Source organism: Spiroplasma alleghenense (assembly GCF_003363775.1).
GTDB lineage: Bacteria > Bacillota_I > Bacilli_A > Mycoplasmatales > Mycoplasmataceae > Spiroplasma_B > Spiroplasma_B alleghenense.
In genome coordinates this window covers 401,418-419,125 of the sequence record NZ_CP031376.1, presented here as the reverse complement: position 1 = coordinate 419,125, position 17,708 = coordinate 401,418, and the positions used below count along the sequence as shown (strand labels likewise).

Below are 17,708 nucleotides of genomic sequence, written 5' to 3'. Positions count from 1 at the left end.
TAAAAAAAACACCCAAAAGTGTTTCATAAATCTTAACGTTTTGAGTATTGTGGTGCACGACGGGCTCCATAAAGACCATATTGCTTACGTAATTTAACCCTAGCATCACGAGTTAGTAACCCTAACCCGCGAAGTTGAGGTTTGTAATCAATACTGGCTTCTAAAAGCGCACGAGCAATTCCTAAACGAGCTGCCCCTGCTTGACCTGTGAATCCTCCGCCATTAACTTTAATTTTAATATCGAAGTCTTTTTTTGTACCTGTCGCCTCTAATGGTTGTTCCATATCTTGAACTAAAGTTGCATAAGGAAAGAATTCTAATGCTTTTTTACCATTTACAATAATTTCACCAGTACCTGGAGTTAAAATAACTTGAGCAACTGAAGATTTTCTTCTTCCGGTTCCTCGATACATTGCTGCATCAGATTTTTTTGCTGCCATTATTTTTTATCTCCATTTCTATTTGAATCAATCACTAGTATTTCTGGTTGTTGAGCCTGGTGTGGATGTTCACTTCCAGCATATACATGTAAAGCACGGTATTGGTTTGAACCCTGAACATTTTTTGGCAACATTAAACGAATCGCGTGTTCCAAAATCTTAATTGGTTGTAGCTCACGTTGAGTCGCAACGTTACGTCTACGTAATCCCCCAGGGTGCATTGTATGGTGGTAGTAGTTTTTATCAGTTTCTTTTTTTCCTGTAAATTTAACTTTATCAGCGTTAATTATAATAACGTGATCACCGTTGTTGATATGTGGGGTAAAAGTTGGTTTATGTTTCCCTCTTAATACCATCGCAACTTGAGTAGCTAATCTACCGACAATTGCGTCTTGAGCGTCCACAATATATCATTTTTTAGCAATTTCTGCTGTCTTGATTAGTGTTGTTTGTCTCATGCTTAAATCTCCTTAGACTTGTCCGGGGCTAATGAGTAAGCAATAATATTATATAGTAAATAGATATGATTTTAAAGGAAAAAAATACAAATTTCTCTAAATTATCATACTTTTGAATTCACCTCCATAACTAATTTCAAGTAATATCAAACCCTTTGGGTTAGCTCTATATGGCATTTTTTTGACAAAAATCCCTTCTAAAGAGTCTTTAACAAAATCAATAGTGATTTTATTTTCACAAAGTGCTAAAATTGTTTGAACTATTGTTCTGATTTGGTAACGAATAAATCCCTTGGCTTTGAAGTAAAAGGCAAAGTTATTGTTTGACTCTTCTTCTACAAGAATGCTTTTTATTTCCCTATTAGTATTAATTTGTTCTTTCTCCTCTAAACTAAGTCCAGAAAATGCAAAAAAATCGTGAATTCCCACAAATAATTCTGCATATTTTCTTAGTTCTTCAAGACACAATTTTTGTCGATTGTAAAAATTTGTTCAATTTTCACTTAATAAGTCGTATTCACCGTTATTTATTTGGTATTTGTAGATTTTTTCAAAGGTGTTACGAACATGAAATTCTTCATTCACTTCAATGATTTCAATAATTCTAATATCACTTGGCAAGGCTTTGTTGACTCCAGCCATAAAACCGCTTAAATTTGGTTTAAATTGGGTTTGCAATCAAACTTTTTGGTCCAATGCATGAACTCCTGCATCTGTTTTACTGGCTCCAATTGTGCGAAATTCATCACTCTTAATAACATTTTTTATTGCTTTATTCAAGCATCCCTGAATTGTTTTTTGTTTTTTTTGGATTACTCAACCTGAGTAATTAGTTCCGTTGTAGGCAAGTTTTAAAAGAAAGTAGTAATTTATCATCTACTAAAATCTTTATAAAGGATACCATCAATTCTTGGTATATAAAAAGTTCTCAATACACTTGAAAAAGCATAAGCGATAACAAGACTTACAACAGTTAGAGTTATTAAAAATATGAAAATATCAATAATTTGGAATTTAACTTGACGATATCTTGTTCTTTTCGCATGTGGGTCATATCCCCTAGAATCCATTGCAAAAGCTAAATCTTCAGCTTTTTGAAACGAAGAAACGAGTAAAGGAATAATTAACGATGTCATCCCTTTCACTTTGTCTTTAAAGTGGCCATTTTTTATATCAATTCCTCGAGAAGCCTGAGCCTTCATGATTCTTCCTGCCTCATCAATTAATGTTGGAATCATTCTTAAAGCGATTGATATTATAGTTGAAAAAATATATACCGGTATTCCAATTATTCTCAAAGGGAAAAGCAAGTCTTCAATTGCCAAAGTTAACTCTAAAGGTTGTGTGGTCCCAGTTAAAATAGTTGTACAAGTTATCATTAAAAATATTCTCAATGATAGCATAATAGATGAATAAATAACGTATTCACTTAGATAAATGTTTCAAATTCTTAGGGTATATCCGTAATCCTTAAAAAGACCATAGCTGAAACCTGCTCCCAATTGAGTCCAGTTAGTTAAAATATTTGCAGGATCGCTTGAAGGCCTTGCTATAAAAATATTAAAGATAAAAACAACTAAAAACATGAATATTATCGGTCTTAGTAATTTTAAAAGCATCGAATATTTCAGCTTTGACATTGTAAAAATTGTCATTATTAAAACAATTAAAAAGGCAAAACCGGTAAAACCAACTGGAAAAAATAATGCTAAAATCATCGCTAAAATCATAAATAATTTTAATCGCGGATCCATTCTGTGAATTACCGAGTTGTACGGCATGTATCTTCCAAAGACCATTCTCATATATTATTCCTCCAATCTATTTTTTCTTTTTAATTAATTTTAGTTCATTTGCAAAATCTTTGATTGTGCGAATTGGCTTATCAGATAAGTCAATTCCAGACATTGCGAGTTTATGAACTAGTTGATATATTTTAGGTGGGTCAATTTCTATTAATTCCAAAAGTTGTTGATCTCTAAAAATCTCAAATGGAGTTCCCACTTTAATTACCTTACCCAAATGCATAACAACAACCTCATCGGCAATTTGTAAAACGTGGTCCATATTATGAGTTACTAGAACGATTCTTTTTCCTTGTTCCTTATTTAATTTACTAAATAGCTTAATAAAGTCTTCCTCGCCTTGCGGGTCAAGCCCCCCTGTCGGCTCATCAAGAACCAAGGTATTACCATTCATTGCTATAATTCCGGCAATGGCAACTCTTCGCTTCTGTCCTCCTGATAAATCAAATGGACTTCTTTCTAAGTACTCTGGTGGCAAACTTACCAATTCTAGTAATCTAGGAACATCATCAATAGCCTCCTTTGTTTGAGACTTACCAACAAGATTAATTGGTCCGAAAGAAATATCCTTTTCAATTGTTGATTGAAATAATTGATATTCAGGAAATTGGAAAACTAGTCCGATTTCCCGTCTCAATTTTTTTACTTCTCTAATTTTTTTACTATTTGCTAGGATTGGGTAGTTTCCGACAACAACTCTTCCAGTTTCAGAAACTAACAATCCATTAGTCAATTGAATCAAGGTCGATTTACCGCTTCCAGTTGTTCCTATTACGGCTGTAATTATATCTTTTTTAATTACAATACTAGTACCGTCTAACGCTCTAAATTCAAAAGGAGTTTTGCGACCATAAGTATAAGATACATTTTCAAAATTAATATCTCCTTTAAAGTTATAATTTCCTTTATGAATTTTATTTAATTCCTTAAATTCAATTGCATATTTTTTTTGAAGTTGATTTTCAATTTTTTTGTTTTCTTTAAACTCTTCCTTTTGTGCTTTCGTATGTTTTATTTTTTGCATATTTTTACCACCAGTTCGTCTAAATTTTCTGTATTATTTATTTTAAACCCCACCTCATTTAAGGCTTCTTCAACTTGAGCTATAAATGGAATATCAAGGTGAATTGATCTTAGAAAATCTCTTTCCTTTAAAATCTCTTTTGGAGTTCCAAATTTAACCAGATTTCCGCCATTCATAACCATTACTTTATCAGCATTCAAGATCTCATCCATATCATGAGTAATTGAAAAAATGGTTTTTTCTCGAGTATTTTTTAACTCAACCATTATTTCCTTAACTTCTCTCTTACCCTTGGGATCTAGCATGCTAGTTGCTTCGTCAAAAATTATAATATCAGGCGAAAGCGCTAAAGCAGAAGCGATTGCAACCCTTTGTTTTTGACCACCTGATAGCATTAGTGGTTCGTGATCTAAAAATCTTTCCATTCTCACTTTTTTAGCTGCTGCTTCAATTTTTTCTTGCATTAATTTAGGATTTATTCGGCGATTTTCAAGACCAAAAGCGATATCGTCTTTTACTGTTGAGCCAATGAATTGGTTATCTGGATTTTGGAAAACTATTCCTAAAAAACGGCGAATAATATTAAGGTTGTTTCTAGTCACATGATTTCCAAATACATGCATGCTACCCTCAATTGGCGTTAGGACTCCAATAATTAACTTACTTAAAGTGGACTTACCACTACCGTTGTGTCCAATGATAGCAACGTATTCTCCATGATTTACTTTAACACTAACATTTTTAACAACCAAGGGTTGACTATTAGCATAACGAAAACTAATATTTTTTAATTCTAAAGCAATTTCACTCTGTTTAGATAACTCTCCCGAAATTCCACGCTCTCTAATGGCCATTTTAGATGCCTTGTAAAGATTCTTAGCTTCAATATAATTTTCTTTAGCAGATTCAAAAGTTTCGTCTTTCTGATTAATTTTATCAAGTTGAGCTTTCGCTCTCAAAAAGTTATCTTTAAAAATTGGACTATTTGCAATTTCTTTATAAGCTAATTGAGCTTTTTTGTGGGTGTCAATATAATGTTGCTTTTCTGATTTTTCAGCTTCACCATTTATAATTTTAAATTTAATTTCAACATATTCTTGACCAGCCTGAGCTAATTTATCGTTAAATTCATTTAACTTAAGTTTAAAATCATTCAAGTCTCCCTTATTTAAATAGACATTTTCTTTCATCATTTTACCTTTCTGGAACTGCTAATTTAAAGCAAATTATACTAATTATAAATCATATAAGTTATAATCACTTAGATATTATTTTAACCTTTAAAATTAATATAATCAAGCATATTATCAATAAACCAGAAAATAATTATAAATTATTTTAAGTTTGACTTAAAATCTTGAAGATCGTTTTTGGCACTTTTTATACTTAAACGCGAACGCTTTTCAATTTCAATAACAATACTGTCTCAAGTATCTATTTCTTTAGGTTTTGGATTAAAAATTAGCGACATGCATGCAATAATAACCAAAATAATGGAAACAAATAGTAGTAACGACTCTATAATTAGGTGATTTCTGTTTGCATAATCTGTTTGCTTTCAAATTTGAAATTGAGAAATTGAGTAGCTAAGCATTCCAATTAAGATTAATTGCGTGCAAATTATTACAATTGAGAAAATAAAAGCTTGATTATAGTTTCTTTTTTCCACTTGGTAATCTCATAGAAACAATGGTCCAATTACAGAGTAAGGAACTATTGTTAGAAATAGATAACCGTAAAGAAATACAACAAAAGAGCTCTTGTCTTCATTTTTAATTAAGACAGGTATAAAAACAAGAACTATTAATAAATACATAATAAGTGCAACTGCAGTCCCGATTTTAAGTAGTAATTTTATTTTATTTTTGCTCATAATTTTGCTCATTTCTAGAAATTATTATATCAAAAAAAATAACCCAATAAAGGGTTATTTTAAAAAACATTAATTTTAAACTAATTCAATAATGACCATTGGGGCATTGTCGCCTCTTCGGTTATCTAGTTTTAAGATACGAGTATATCCACCATTTCTTGTTTTAAAACGCTTTGCTAAATCATTAAATAATTTTTGCAAGGCAGTTTCTTTTTCGCTTGCATCAATATCTCTTAATCAAGCCGCTGCTTGTCTACGAGCATGAAGATCCTGACGTTTTCCCAAAGTAATCATTTTATCAAAATGAGTACGTAATTCTTTTGCTCTTGTTTCTGTTATTTCTAATCTTTCAGAAATAATAAGTTCAGTAGTCAAGTTTCTCATTAATGCGACTCTTCAAGCTGTATTTTTACCACGTTTTTGAATATATGACATATAATCTTTCCTCCTAATCCTGTTTAAAGTTTAAAGTTAACTGAGCAACTTTATCCTTAATTTCTTTAAATGATTTACGACCTAAGTTTCTAATTTCTTGAATTTCATCTTCAGTTCTTGAAACTAAATCTCGTAAAGTGTTTATTTGTGCTCTTTTTAAGCAATTTAAACTTCTTTGTGTGAAGTCTAAATCTTCAATCATTTTGTCCAATTCTTTTTCATCGTCATCATCAGCTTGACCTATAACCTCTAATGTTGAAATTTCGCTATTTAAATTTACAAATAATTCTAAATGCTCAACCATAACTTTAGAAGCTACAGCAATTGCATCAGCAGCCGAGATTGATCCATTTGTTTCTACTTCTATTTCCAACTTTTCAAGATCTATTGAACGACCTATTTTAGTAACATCAACAGAATAATTGACATTTACTATTGGTGAATAATTTGAATCAATTGTTATTGCATCCGCAACAAGTTTTTCTTTTTTATTTTCTTTAAATGATCGATATCCCCTTGAGTTTTTTGCAAATAAAATCATTTCTAAGTTACCACCGTCAGCAATTGTTGCAATATGTAAATCTTTATTAAGGATTTCCACTCCAGCAGGACAAATAATATCTTTTGCTAAAACCTCTCCAACTGTATTTGCTGAGATTTTTAATTCGGCCACTTCTTCATCTTCAAAAATGTTATCATTTATTGTTAGTACTAAATTTTTAATATTTAAAATAATTCTGCTTACATTTTCAACAATCCCATTAATTGAAGTAAATTCGTGTGATGCTCCTGTTATTTTAATTGCATAAACGCTTGCTCCTGGTGTTGCCGCTAAAAGTGTTCGACGTAATGCATTACCTAATGTAATTCCAAAACCTCTCTCCAGCGGTTCTACCATAAATTTACCGTAAGCTTTACCTTTTTCCTCTTTTAGAAGATTAAATTCTGGTTTTGTAAATTGTTTCATACTAACCTCTTGGACGTTTTGGTGGACGCACTCCGTTATGTGGGATTGGTGTAGTATCTTTAATTGATGTAATTGTTAATCCGATTGCTTGTAAGCTTCTAACAGCAGCATCTCTTCCTGGGCCTGGTCCTTTCACTTCTACTTGAACAGAGTTAACTCCATTGTCCATAGCACCTTTCCCAGCTGCTTCAGCAATCATTTGGGCTGCATAAGGTGTTGATTTTTTTCCACCTTTAAAACCTAGAGCTCCAGCACTAGATCAAGATAATACATTTCCCTTTTCATCTGAAATAGTAACAATTGTATTGTTAAAAGTAGAGTGAATGTGAGCTATCCCTTTAGCAATATCTTTTTTGACTTTTTTGCGGGTTGTTTTTGATTGTGGTTTTGCCATAATTACGTTCTCCTTCTACCTATTTTTTCTTGTTAGCTACAGTTTTCTTAGGACCTTTTCGGGTACGAGCGTTTTGTTTGGTAGATTGTCCCCTTACAGGCAATCCCTTACGGTGACGCATTCCTCTATAACTTCCAATTTCCATTAATCTTTTGATATTTAGAGCTGTCTCTCTACGTAGATCCCCCTCAGTTTTTATTTCTGAAAGTTCAGTTGATATTTTCTTAATTTGTTCTTCTGTTAAATCTTTTACACGAACATCTTCGCTTATTTTTGTTGCGGATAAGACCTTTTGTGATGTTGATAAACCAATTCCATAAATATAAGTAAGAGCAATTACTACTCTTTTTTCATTTGGAATTTCTACTCCACTAATTCGAGCCATTTTTCGTTTCCTTTCTTTCTTATATTAACCTTGTCGTTGTTTATGTTTGGGTTGGCCACAAATAATCATTACACGGCCTTTTCGTCTAATTACACGACATTTATCGCAAATTTTTTTGACTGATGATCTTACTTTCATCTTATAACCTCCATAATTTTTGTTTTAATATATACTTATTTATCCTTTATTTCGGTAAGTAATTCTACCACGTGTCATATCGTATGGTGAAATTGCGACTGTTACCTTGTCTCCGGGTAAAATGCGGATGTAGTTCATTCGGATTTTACCCGACACGTGGGCATCGATAACAATCTCGTTTTCTAGTTTCACCTTGAATGTTGCATTAGGCAACACTTCTTGCACAATACCTTCTACTTCTAAAAGATCTTCTTTTGCCATATTTATCTTCTCCTAATCTTTAAATAAAGTAAGGATTTCGCACCCTTCTTCGGTTACCAAGATAGTATGTTCAAAGTGTGCGGCCATACTATTGTCTGCACTAATAACTGTTCAATTATCCTTTGCAGTAATTGTTTTGCTAGTTGAAACTTGTACCATTGGCTCAATACAAATAGTCATCCCGGCCTTCAAACGCATTCCTGTGTCAGCCACTCCAGTATTTGGAATTAAGGGATCTTCATGCATTGCAGTACCAATTCCATGACCAGCAAAATCCGTTGGCAATTGAAAACCATTTTGCTCAATAAATTTTTGAACAGTAGCAGAAATGGTTCCGATGCGTACACCGTCTCTCACCTGTTCAATTGCCAATTCTAATGACTTTTTAGTGTCATTAACTAATTTAATATCTTTTTCATTTTTTGGCATACCACAAATTTTTGTGATAGCCGCATCTGCGTGATATCCTTCATATACGCAACCTGTATCGATTGAAACAATATCTCCATCTTGAATAGTTCGGTTCTGAGGAATACCATGGATTAATTGTTCATTTATAGAAACACAAATATGAGCCGGATAATCATAATATCCAAAAAAGTTGCTTGTACAACCTTTTGAAGTAATAAATTCTAAAAAAGCTTTATCTAAGTCTAAGCAATTAATACCAGGTTTTATCATTTCTTCCAACATTTTTAAAGCTTGACCCAGAATTTTTCCAGCAATTTTCATTTTTGAAATTTCTGAACTTGATTTGATCGAAACCATTATAATTTCAAAGCCTCTCTTATTTTTTCGAAAACTTTTTCAGATGTCAAATTACTAACAGAAATTTTAACTAATTTTTTTTCAGTTTTATAATAATCAATCAGAGGGCTTGTATCACTTAGATAAGATTGCAATCTAATAGCAATCTTTTCAGGTTTATCATCTGGTCTTGTTTCCAATGAAGAATTATCAAAATCACAAATTCCCTCTTTTTTTGGTGGGCGATTTTTTAAATGATAACTTCTTTTACACTTAGGACAAATAAGTCGACCAACTAATCTTTCTAAAAGAATTTTTTCTTCAACATCTAACAAGATGACTTTATCAATCTTCGAATTATTCAAAACTAGAATTTCTTTCAAAGCTTTCGCTTGGTTAATTGTGCGGGGATAACCGTCGAATATAATATTTTCCTTGTTGCCATTTTTTAGATATTCTTCAACCATTTTATTTGTTATTTCATCTGGAACTAGCTTGCCAGCACTTATTAACTTACTAGCCTCTAGACCCATTTGAGTTTTTTCAGAGATATTTTTTCTAAATAAATCTCCAGTTGATAATTGTTCAAAATTAAAATTCTGAACTAATTTCTCTGCTTGTGTACCCTTACCGCTGCCAGGAGCTCCTAATAAAATAATGTTCATGTTTTTCTCCTACCATATATGGTTCATAGTTGTTTCGCTAACTTGACCAGAAAATTTCTCTTTTTTCTTATCAATAAAGGCTTGTTGGATTACCCTTCCTTTTATTTGTTGAATTGTTTGTAAGGAAACTGAGATTAAAATAATTAAACCAGTTCCCCCGATAGCCAAGTTACTTGGTAAATTGGTAACTTTTGTTATCAAATAAGGTAAAACTGCAACTAATGCTAAAAAGAATGAACCTATTATACTTAACCTATTCACTGTCGAGGAAAGGTATTTTGTTGTATCTTTTCCTGGTTTAATTCCAGGAATGAATGTACCAGATTTTTGGAAGTTTTCCGAAATCTTTTCAGGGTTGATTTGTACTTGAGCGTACAGGAATGTAAATAATATTGTCAGAACTGAATATATACCAATACCCCATCATGTTGAGAAGGATAGGAAATTATTAGTAAAGTAAACGAAACCGCTTGAAGGATTCGTTACCTCAATAATTTGTGAAACAGTCATCGGAGTCGAAATAATTGCAGAAGCAAATATAACAGGAATAACACCAGCGTTATTTACCTTAAGAGGCAAATACGGGGTATGTTGTTCTGAATCAATAAGCCCTGCACCAGTTTGTTGAATTGGAACTTTTCTTTCTGCTTCATTCATTAGAACAACGAAGAAAATAACAAGTAGAAATGCTAATATATAAATCATGTAATAAAGTATTCCTTCAAAAAGAATTGTAGCTTCTTCTTTTCCATTTACTCAGAATTTAAATGTATTTATAAAGTTGGCAGGCAGACTTGCTGTAATTCCAGTAAAAATTATTATTGAAACTCCATTCCCAATACCGCGAGTAGTTATTTGGTCTGCAATTCAAAGCATTAAGAAAGTACCTGCAAGCATCACAGCAGGAACCAGTATAAAGTAAAACCATGCTGGAGCTGTACCTAACTCGTCACTCGTTCATTTTGGAACAATTAAACCTTGCTGAACAAGTGTGAATATTGTTGCAATTCCTTGCATTAATGCAAATGGAATTGTTAACAATTTAGTTAGGCGATCTAGTTTTTTTCTACCTCTCTCACCAGATTTATTTCAACGAGATAACACCGGAATAACATCTGTTGAAAGAAGTTGAACTATAATAGATGCTGTAATATACGGCGAAACACCCAATGCAAGAATTGAGAAACGACCAATACTCCCTCCTCCAAGAGTTGAAAGTAATTGAAAAAATTCTTGATTATCAATACTTTCTTTAAAGTTGGGTGATAAAGTAATACCCGGCACTGTAAGTAGAGTACCTAGCCTAACTAATATTAGGACTATTAAAGTAAAAACAATTCGTTTTACAAGGTCTTTATTTCTAATAAAGAAATTACCTCTTACGAATTCGTCTTGTACTGTAGTTTTTTTTCTTTTAGATTTCTTAATAGACTTAAGAGCCACCTAAATCACCTCTACTGTTCCCCCGTTAGCTTTAATTGCTTCTTCGGCTGATTTTGATACTTTATTAACTTTAACATTAATTGATTTTGTTATTTTACCATTTCCAAGAACTTTTACCAAGGTTTTTTCACTTTTAATTACTTTTTTATCAATAAGACTTTTGTGATCAACAGTTGTCAAACCTAGTTTTTCAATTAGTTCTAAATTTACAATTACAAATTCTTTGCGATTCATGCTTGTAAATCCAATTTTTGGCAATCTTCTGAATAAAGGTGTTTGTCCCCCTTCAAAACCAGGGCGAACTCCTCCTCCAGAACGAGAATTTTGACCTTTGTGCCCTCTAGTTGAAGTTTTACCTTTTCCAGAAGCCATTCCACGTCCTACTCTGGTAGAATCTTTGTGACTACCAGGAGTGTATTTTAATTCATGTAATTTCATAAATTTAACTTCCTTTCACTAAACAGTAGCTGATTTATCAGCTACTGGGCTAACTTCTCCTAATGGAGCTGCTTGTCTTTGTTCTATTTTTGAATTTGAGCGTAATCTAGCAATTGACTCAGGGGTTTGCATTGATTTTAAACCTTCAAGAGTTGCTCTAATCATATTTATTGGTGTGTTTGATCCTAGCGATTTAGCGTAAACATCATGAACTCCGGCAAGTTCTATAACTGCCCTTGCAGGTCCTCCGGCGATTACTCCTGTACCTTTTTTAGCAGGTTTAATTAAAACTTTACCAGCTCCGTAATGTCCAATTACTTCGTGGGGAACAGTTGTTCCAGATAATGAAACTTTGATTAATGATTTTTTAGCTTCTTTTACAGCTTTTTTTATTGCATCTGGAACTTCATTAGCTTTTCCAGTTCCTAATCCTACTTTACCTTTTTTATCGCCAATAACAACAACTGCTGCGAATCTAAAACGACGTCCACCTTTTGTTACTTTAGTAACACGGTTAATTTTAACAACCTTTTCTTCGTATGGATCTTTTTCTTTTTCGAAACGACGGTTATTTTTGTCAAATGGTTTTTTACCATCTTTATTAAAAGGTTTCTTTTCACCATTTCCAAATTTAGCACCTGGACGGGCACCTGGTTTTGGAGTGAAAGTTTTTTCGGCTGGTTTTTCAGTTTCTGAAGAATTAACTTCGATTACTTTTTTATCTTCTGTACTCATTTTTCATTTCCTCCATTAATTAAAATTTCATTCCATTTTCTTTTGCTGAATCAGCAAACGCTTTCACTTTACCATGGAATAAATATCCCCCACGGTCAAACACAACTTCTGATATTTTTTTAGCCTTAGCTTTTTCTGCTAGATCTTTACCAACAGCTTTTGCGGCATCAATATTACTTTTATTTTTTAAATCCATTTTTAATGATGATGATGATACCAAAGTAACTCCAGCAACATCATCAATAATTTGAGCATAAAAATTAGTGTTAGATTTGAATACATTAAGTCTTGGTTTTGAACTGGTTCCTGAAACCTTTTTACGAACTCTAAAGTGTCGTCTTTTTCTTGCTTCTGCTTTTGTAAATTTCATTTTTTAATCTACAGCCTATTTACCAGCTGCTTTACCTTCTTTTCTAATAATGTATTCATCTTTGTATTTAACACCTTTACCTTTATAAGGTTCTGGTCTTCTATATGCTCTAATATTTGCTGCTACCTCACCAACTAATTGTTTATCAATTCCTGAAATCTTAATTTCTGTTGGTTTTGCAATTTCAACTAAGATTCCTTTTGGTATTTCATATTCAATTGGATGAGAGTAACCTAGCGATAAGTTTATTTTGTTACCCGCTAGAGCGGCACGATAACCAACTCCAACAATTTGTAATTCCTTTACAAAACCTTGACTAACACCCTCGATCATTCCTTGAAGTAACGAGTTTGTAGTTCCGTGCAATTGTTTTGTATGTTTTATTTCGTTAGCTCTTATTGTGCTAACTGTGTTATTTTCGACCTTAATTTCAATTACTGGTGCAAAAGTTGCCTTTAACTCACCTTTAGAACCTTTTACTGTAACATTATTTCCTGCTTCAACTCTTACTTCAACTCCAGCAGGGATTGATAAAACTCTGTTTCCTATACGTGACATATTTTATTACCCCCTATTATCAAACAAATGCCAAGACTTCTCCACCAATTTTTTGTTGGCGAGCCTCTTTATCTGTCATTATTCCTTTCGAAGTTGAAATTATTGCAATACCTAATCCGTTTAATACTTGTGGGATTTCCAATGCTTGTGCATAAACTCTAAGTCCTGGTTTTGAAATTCTTTTTAGTCCTTGAATTACTCTTGATTTACCTTTGTATTTTAAATTAATTGTGATGTTTTTTTTGAAATCTGTTTCTACTGTAAAACCTTCAATAAAACCTTCACGTTTTAAAATGTCAGCTATTTCTAATTTCATTTTGCTACCAGGAATTATCACATCTTTGTGATATCTTTGATTTGCATTACGAATTCTTGTTAGCATATCTGCTATAACGTCTGTTGTCATTTTTCTTTTTTTCCTTTCAAATACTTTCTATCAAGATGCTTTTTTAATTCCAGGAATTTGGCCTTTATAAGCCAAGTCTCTGAAACATAAACGACATAAATTGAATTTCTTTAGAACTGAGTGCGGTCTACCACAGTTTCCACATCTAGTGTAAGCACGAACAGCAAATTTTTGCGGGCGTGCCTGTTTTACTTTTAATGATTTTTTTGCCATTTCTCCATCCCCCTATTTAACGAAAGGCATTCCCATTTTTTCTAATAATGAGTATGCATCGGTATTGTTTTTTGCAGTTGTTACCATAGTAATATCCATTCCTCTTACTTTTTTAACTTTATCATAGTCAATTTCAGGGAAAATAATTTGTTCTTTAATTCCAAGAGTGTAGTTTCCAAAACCGTCAAAACTTGTTTTAGGCACTCCACGGAAGTCTCTCACTCGAGGCAATGCAACGTTGATTAATTTATCTAAAAAATCATACATTTTTCTTCCTCTTAATGTGACCTTGGTCCCAATAGGCATTCCCTCACGTAATTTAAATACGGCAAGAGATTTTTTAGCCTTTGTTACCAAAGGTTTTGATCCTGTAATTTGGGTTAGTTCATTAACCGCATCATCAAGTTTTTTAACATCATGAACAGCATCACCTATACCCATATTAATTACAATTTTTTCTAATTTTGGTACTTCCATTACTGATTTATATTGTTTTTCCTTAAATAATTCAGGAATAATTTTGTCTTTATATTGTTTTTCTAAACGATTCACATATTTTGTTGCCATAATAATTCCCTCTATTTAAGCGGCGCTTTTGATTTGCGCGCTATTCTAATTTTTTTATCATCAGTAATTTGGTATCCAATTTTTGAATAAGCATTTTTATTTTTTGGATCAATAATTGCTACATTTGATATATCAACAGTAGCTGGAATTTCTCTAATTCCACCTTCTGAATCTGATTGAGTTGGTTTAAAATGTTTAATTGCAGAGACACCTTCAACATAAACTCTTTTCTTATCTTTTGATAATTTTGTTACTGGCCCTTGTTTTCCCTTGTGACTTCCAGCGATTATTTTTACTACGTCGCCTTTAATGATTTTTTGTTTATTCATTATAAAAGTCCTCCTATAAAACTTCTGGAGCTAGTGATGCTATTTTAGCAAAACCAGCTTCTTTTACTTCACGTGCAATTGGGCCAAAAATACGCGTTCCACGAGGAGTCTTATCCTCTTTTATAATAACAGCGGCATTTTCTGAGAATTTGATATAAGTTCCATCTTCTCTTCTTAAACCCCTAACTGTTCTAACAATTACAGCTTTTACAACTTGTCCTTTTTTTATTGTTCCCCCAGGAGCGGCTGATTTAACAGTCACAACTACTATGTCACCAATATTTGTAAATTTTCTAACACTTCCACCTAAATTACGAATTACTAAAACCTCTTTTGCGCCAGAATTATCGGCTATCTTTAATCTTGATTCATTTTGGATCATTTTATTTCACTAACCTTTCGAATTGTGTAACTAAACTAAGCTACAGCCTTCTCTATAACTCTAACTAGTCTGAAGTTTTTTGTTGCTGATAATGGTCTTGTTTCCATTATTTCAACTTTATCACCGATTTTAGCAACTTGATTTTCATCGTGGGCTTTATACTTTTTAGAATACTTTACACGTTTTTTATATACTGGATGGTTTTTGTAAGTTTCGACAAGAACAGTAATAGTCTTATTCATTTTGTCTGAAACAACTCTACCTTGGTATGTTTTTCTACTATTTCTGTCCATTATCTTTTAACTCCTTTTTTAGCTGCTTCTTGACGTTTTTGCATTCTCTTCTCAGCAGCTCTTTTATTAGCTTCCTCGATTTGTTTTTTCGCTTCTGCAGCATTTGAACCAAATACATAAGTATTTGAATTTTTAGGCTTAGCCTGTAATTTTAATTGAATTCCTTCAACATTTGAATTCTGAGCCTTACCTATTTCTACTTTTTTAATTGAAACTTGTTCAACCTTTTTGGGTTTAGTTGTTGTTGCTGTTGGTTTTTTAATAGATCAAGTATTGTCTTGACTTGTTTTTTTAGCTTCTGTTATTTTGTTTTTTGTTTGTTTTAATTTTTCAGCATCTGCTTTGGCTTTTGCGGCTGCTTTTTCAGCGTCAGCTTTGGCTTTGGCTTTTTCTGCATCTGCTTTGGCTTTTGAGGCTGCTTTTTCAGCATCTGCTTTGGCTTTGGCTTTTTCAGCATCAGCTTTGGCTTTTGCGGCTGCTTTTTCAGCATCTGCTTTGGCTTTAGCTTTTTCAGCATCTGCTTTGGCTTTTGCGGCTGCTTTTTCAGCGTCAGCTTTTGCTTTAGCTTTTGATTGTTCTTCGGCTAATTTTTTTGTGTCTTCTGCAAGTCTTTTTGCTTCTTCATCTGCAAGGGCTTTTGCTTTTTCAGCGTCAGCTTTGGCTTTTGCCTTTTCGGCTGCTAATCTATCAGCTTCTGCTTTTTCAGCATCTGCTTTGGCTTTTGCGGCTGCTTTTTCAGCATCAGCTTTTGCTTTTTCGGCTGCTAATCTATCAGCTTCTTGTTGTGCTGCAAGTTTTTCGGCTTCTGCTTTTTCAGCGTCAGCTTTGGCTTTTGCGGCTGCTTTTTCAGCATCAGCTTTTGCTTTTTCGGCTGCTAATCTATCAGCTTCTTGTTGTGCTGCAAGTTTTTCGGCTTCTGCTTTTTCAGCGTCAGCTTTGGCTTTTGCGGCTGCTTTTTCAGCATCAGCTTTTGCTTTTTCAGCTGCTTTTTCGGCTGCTAATCTATCAGCTTCTTGTTGTGCTGCAAGTTTTTCGGCTTCTGCTTTTTCAGCGTCAGCTTTGGCTTTTGCGGCTGCTAATCTATCAACTTCTTGTTGTGCTGCAAGTTTTTCGGCTTCTGCTTTTTCAGCATCTGATTTTGCTTTTTCGGCTGCTAATTTATCAGCTTCTTGTTGTGCTGCAAGTTTTTCGGCTGCTAATCTATCAACTTCTTGTTGTGCTGCAAGTTTTTCGGCTGCTAATCTATCAGCTTCTTGTTGTGCTGCAAGTTTTTCGGCTTCTGCTTTTTCAGCATCTACTTTTGCTTTTTCGGCTGCTAATCTATCAGCTTCTTGTTGTGCTGCAAGTTTTTCGGCTTCTGCTTTTTCAGCGTCAGCTTTTGCTTTTTCGGCTGCTAATATATCAGCTTCATCTTCAGAATTATTTTCTAATTCTTCGATGACCGGTTCTTCCACTTCAACTTCTTCAATTACTTCTTCAATTACTTCTTCAATTACTTCTTCAATTACTTCTTCAATTACTTCTTCAATTACTTCTTCAATTACTTCTTCAATAATTGGCTCTTCTTTTATTTCATCAGATGAACTTTCTTGAAGTAATTTAGCAATTGCATCTTCGTTTGAATTATCTTCTTGACCAAAATGTTCGGCTTGTAATTTTTCAATCATTTCTTTTTGTTTTTTACGTACTTCTTTTCCTGATTTCTCAGCAGCTTCAACAGCTTTTGAATAATCAATTTTAACATTTTTATTAACAGTTGTACCGCTACTTTTTTTCTCAGTTAAAAGCATTTCAATTCTAGCTATTTCTTTTTTAATATAAGAAATTCTGTGAGTTTGTTCTAAACTACCAACCGCTGCTTGAAATTTAAGAGCGAATAATTCCGCACGACGTTCTTCACCTAATTTTATAAGTTCTTCAACAGACTTGCTTCTTAATTCAGTCATTAATTCTACTGACTTAGACATTATTCCTCACCTCTCTTAATAATTTTGCAACGTACAGGTAATTTATGCATAGCTAAACGAAGAGCTTCTCTAGCAGTTTCTTCAGGAACACCTGCTATTTCAAACATGAATGTTCCTTGTTTAACTACTGCTACTCAATCTTCAGGAGCCCCTTTTCCGCTACCCATACGTACTTCTAAAGGTTTTTTAGTTTTTGCCATGTGAGGAAAAATTCTTATTCAAACTTTACCAAAACGTTTCATATAACGAGTCATTGCTATACGAGCAGCTTCTATTTGACGAGTTGTAATTCAAGCCCCATCTAAAGACATTAATCCATATTCCCCAAAAGCAATAAAACTTGCTCCTTTTGCTTTTCCTTCATAACTAACTCTATGAGGACGGCGATATTTTGTTCTTTTTGGCATTAACATAA

General features: G+C 33.1%; 28 protein-coding genes. All 28 read right to left on the bottom strand.

Annotated features, from left to right (window positions below):
* Nucleotides 1–32: 32 nt before the first annotated feature.
* The 28 genes from rpsI to rplP all read right to left on the bottom strand — a co-directional run bounded on the left by rpsI (nt 33) and on the right by rplP (nt 17,706).
* On the bottom strand, nt 33–440 hold the full coding sequence (rpsI, locus tag SALLE_RS01925; RefSeq protein ID WP_115557955.1) for a 30S ribosomal protein S9: 408 nt from the start codon (nt 438–440) through the stop codon (nt 33–35).
* Nucleotides 440–898 carry a 50S ribosomal protein L13 gene (gene rplM, locus SALLE_RS01920; protein WP_115557954.1) on the bottom strand — a complete coding sequence of 153 codons (459 nt, stop codon included), beginning with the start codon at nt 896–898 and terminating at the stop codon, nt 440–442. Before rplM ends, rpsI begins: the two co-directional genes overlap by 1 nt.
* 96 nt (nt 899–994) lie before the next feature.
* Nucleotides 995–1,774, bottom strand: a complete 780-nt coding sequence (gene truA / locus SALLE_RS01915) for a tRNA pseudouridine(38-40) synthase TruA (protein WP_115557953.1) — start codon at nt 1,772–1,774, stop codon at nt 995–997.
* A complete protein-coding gene (locus tag SALLE_RS01910; RefSeq protein ID WP_115557952.1) occupies nt 1,768–2,703 on the bottom strand; it encodes an energy-coupling factor transporter transmembrane component T family protein in 936 nt (311 codons plus the stop codon). Before SALLE_RS01910 ends, truA begins: the two co-directional genes overlap by 7 nt.
* A 16-nt stretch (nt 2,704–2,719) precedes the next feature.
* On the bottom strand, nt 2,720–3,727 hold the full coding sequence (locus SALLE_RS01905) for an energy-coupling factor transporter ATPase (protein WP_115557951.1): 1,008 nt from the start codon (nt 3,725–3,727) through the stop codon (nt 2,720–2,722).
* Entirely contained in the window at nt 3,715–4,920 is a 1,206-nt protein-coding gene (locus SALLE_RS01900; RefSeq protein ID WP_245886019.1) for an energy-coupling factor transporter ATPase, read from the bottom strand. The genes SALLE_RS01905 and SALLE_RS01900 overlap by 13 nt, the downstream gene beginning before the upstream one ends.
* 140 nt (nt 4,921–5,060) lie before the next feature.
* Nucleotides 5,061–5,600: a hypothetical protein gene (locus tag SALLE_RS01895; protein WP_115557950.1), complete on the bottom strand. Its 540-nt coding sequence runs from the start codon at nt 5,598–5,600 to the stop codon at nt 5,061–5,063.
* Nucleotides 5,601–5,675: 75 nt separating this feature from the next.
* The gene (rplQ, locus tag SALLE_RS01890) at nt 5,676–6,035 is read right to left on the bottom strand and encodes a 50S ribosomal protein L17 (RefSeq protein WP_115557949.1); all 360 of its coding nucleotides are present in this window, start codon (nt 6,033–6,035) and stop codon (nt 5,676–5,678) included.
* 13 nt (nt 6,036–6,048) lie between these two features.
* Nucleotides 6,049–7,002 carry a DNA-directed RNA polymerase subunit alpha gene (locus SALLE_RS01885; protein WP_115557948.1) on the bottom strand — a complete coding sequence of 318 codons (954 nt, stop codon included), beginning with the start codon at nt 7,000–7,002 and terminating at the stop codon, nt 6,049–6,051.
* Between the two features lies 1 nt (nt 7,003).
* Nucleotides 7,004–7,396 carry a 30S ribosomal protein S11 gene (gene rpsK, locus SALLE_RS01880; RefSeq protein WP_115557947.1) on the bottom strand — a complete coding sequence of 131 codons (393 nt, stop codon included), beginning with the start codon at nt 7,394–7,396 and terminating at the stop codon, nt 7,004–7,006.
* A 19-nt stretch (nt 7,397–7,415) separates the two neighbouring features.
* Entirely contained in the window at nt 7,416–7,781 is a 366-nt protein-coding gene (rpsM, locus tag SALLE_RS01875; protein WP_115557946.1) for a 30S ribosomal protein S13, read from the bottom strand.
* A 24-nt stretch (nt 7,782–7,805) separates the two neighbouring features.
* Nucleotides 7,806–7,919, bottom strand: a complete 114-nt coding sequence (gene rpmJ / locus SALLE_RS01870) for a 50S ribosomal protein L36 (protein WP_115557945.1) — start codon at nt 7,917–7,919, stop codon at nt 7,806–7,808.
* 39 nt (nt 7,920–7,958) lie between these two features.
* A complete protein-coding gene (gene infA, locus SALLE_RS01865; RefSeq protein ID WP_115557944.1) occupies nt 7,959–8,180 on the bottom strand; it encodes a translation initiation factor IF-1 in 222 nt (73 codons plus the stop codon).
* A 12-nt stretch (nt 8,181–8,192) separates the two neighbouring features.
* Nucleotides 8,193–8,948, bottom strand: coding sequence for a type I methionyl aminopeptidase (gene map / locus SALLE_RS01860; protein ID WP_115557943.1), 756 nt, complete (start codon nt 8,946–8,948; stop codon nt 8,193–8,195).
* Nucleotides 8,948–9,592 carry an adenylate kinase gene (locus tag SALLE_RS01855; RefSeq protein WP_115557942.1) on the bottom strand — a complete coding sequence of 215 codons (645 nt, stop codon included), beginning with the start codon at nt 9,590–9,592 and terminating at the stop codon, nt 8,948–8,950. Before SALLE_RS01855 ends, map begins: the two co-directional genes overlap by 1 nt.
* Nucleotides 9,593–9,601: 9 nt before the next feature.
* The gene (gene secY / locus SALLE_RS01850) at nt 9,602–11,035 is read right to left on the bottom strand and encodes a preprotein translocase subunit SecY (protein ID WP_115557941.1); all 1,434 of its coding nucleotides are present in this window, start codon (nt 11,033–11,035) and stop codon (nt 9,602–9,604) included.
* Nucleotides 11,036–11,473, bottom strand: coding sequence for a 50S ribosomal protein L15 (gene rplO, locus SALLE_RS01845; protein WP_115557940.1), 438 nt, complete (start codon nt 11,471–11,473; stop codon nt 11,036–11,038). It abuts the gene before it with no gap.
* 18 nt (nt 11,474–11,491) lie between these two features.
* Entirely contained in the window at nt 11,492–12,208 is a 717-nt protein-coding gene (rpsE, locus tag SALLE_RS01840) for a 30S ribosomal protein S5 (protein WP_162807926.1), read from the bottom strand.
* A 19-nt stretch (nt 12,209–12,227) separates the two neighbouring features.
* Nucleotides 12,228–12,578: a 50S ribosomal protein L18 gene (gene rplR / locus SALLE_RS01835; RefSeq protein ID WP_115557939.1), complete on the bottom strand. Its 351-nt coding sequence runs from the start codon at nt 12,576–12,578 to the stop codon at nt 12,228–12,230.
* A gap of 15 nt (nt 12,579–12,593) precedes the next feature.
* On the bottom strand, nt 12,594–13,136 hold the full coding sequence (gene rplF / locus SALLE_RS01830) for a 50S ribosomal protein L6 (protein WP_115557938.1): 543 nt from the start codon (nt 13,134–13,136) through the stop codon (nt 12,594–12,596).
* Between the two features lie 16 nt (nt 13,137–13,152).
* Complete coding sequence (gene rpsH / locus SALLE_RS01825) at nt 13,153–13,542, bottom strand: 30S ribosomal protein S8 (protein WP_115557937.1); 390 nt, start codon at nt 13,540–13,542, stop codon at nt 13,153–13,155.
* A gap of 27 nt (nt 13,543–13,569) precedes the next feature.
* Nucleotides 13,570–13,755 (bottom strand): type Z 30S ribosomal protein S14, encoded by a 186-nt coding sequence (locus SALLE_RS01820; protein ID WP_115557936.1) that lies wholly within the window; start codon nt 13,753–13,755, stop codon nt 13,570–13,572.
* A 12-nt stretch (nt 13,756–13,767) separates the two neighbouring features.
* A complete protein-coding gene (rplE, locus tag SALLE_RS01815; protein WP_115557935.1) occupies nt 13,768–14,322 on the bottom strand; it encodes a 50S ribosomal protein L5 in 555 nt (184 codons plus the stop codon).
* Between the two features lie 11 nt (nt 14,323–14,333).
* Nucleotides 14,334–14,651, bottom strand: a complete 318-nt coding sequence (rplX, locus tag SALLE_RS01810) for a 50S ribosomal protein L24 (RefSeq protein WP_115557934.1) — start codon at nt 14,649–14,651, stop codon at nt 14,334–14,336.
* Nucleotides 14,652–14,664: 13 nt separating this feature from the next.
* Entirely contained in the window at nt 14,665–15,033 is a 369-nt protein-coding gene (gene rplN / locus SALLE_RS01805; RefSeq protein ID WP_115557933.1) for a 50S ribosomal protein L14, read from the bottom strand.
* Nucleotides 15,034–15,068: 35 nt separating this feature from the next.
* A complete protein-coding gene (rpsQ, locus tag SALLE_RS01800) occupies nt 15,069–15,329 on the bottom strand; it encodes a 30S ribosomal protein S17 (protein ID WP_179948039.1) in 261 nt (86 codons plus the stop codon).
* Nucleotides 15,326–17,293, bottom strand: a complete 1,968-nt coding sequence (gene rpmC / locus SALLE_RS06115) for a 50S ribosomal protein L29 (protein WP_115557931.1) — start codon at nt 17,291–17,293, stop codon at nt 15,326–15,328. Before rpmC ends, rpsQ begins: the two co-directional genes overlap by 4 nt.
* A complete protein-coding gene (gene rplP / locus SALLE_RS01790) occupies nt 17,293–17,706 on the bottom strand; it encodes a 50S ribosomal protein L16 (protein ID WP_025251290.1) in 414 nt (137 codons plus the stop codon). Before rplP ends, rpmC begins: the two co-directional genes overlap by 1 nt.
* Between the last annotated feature and the right edge of the window lie 2 nt (nt 17,707–17,708).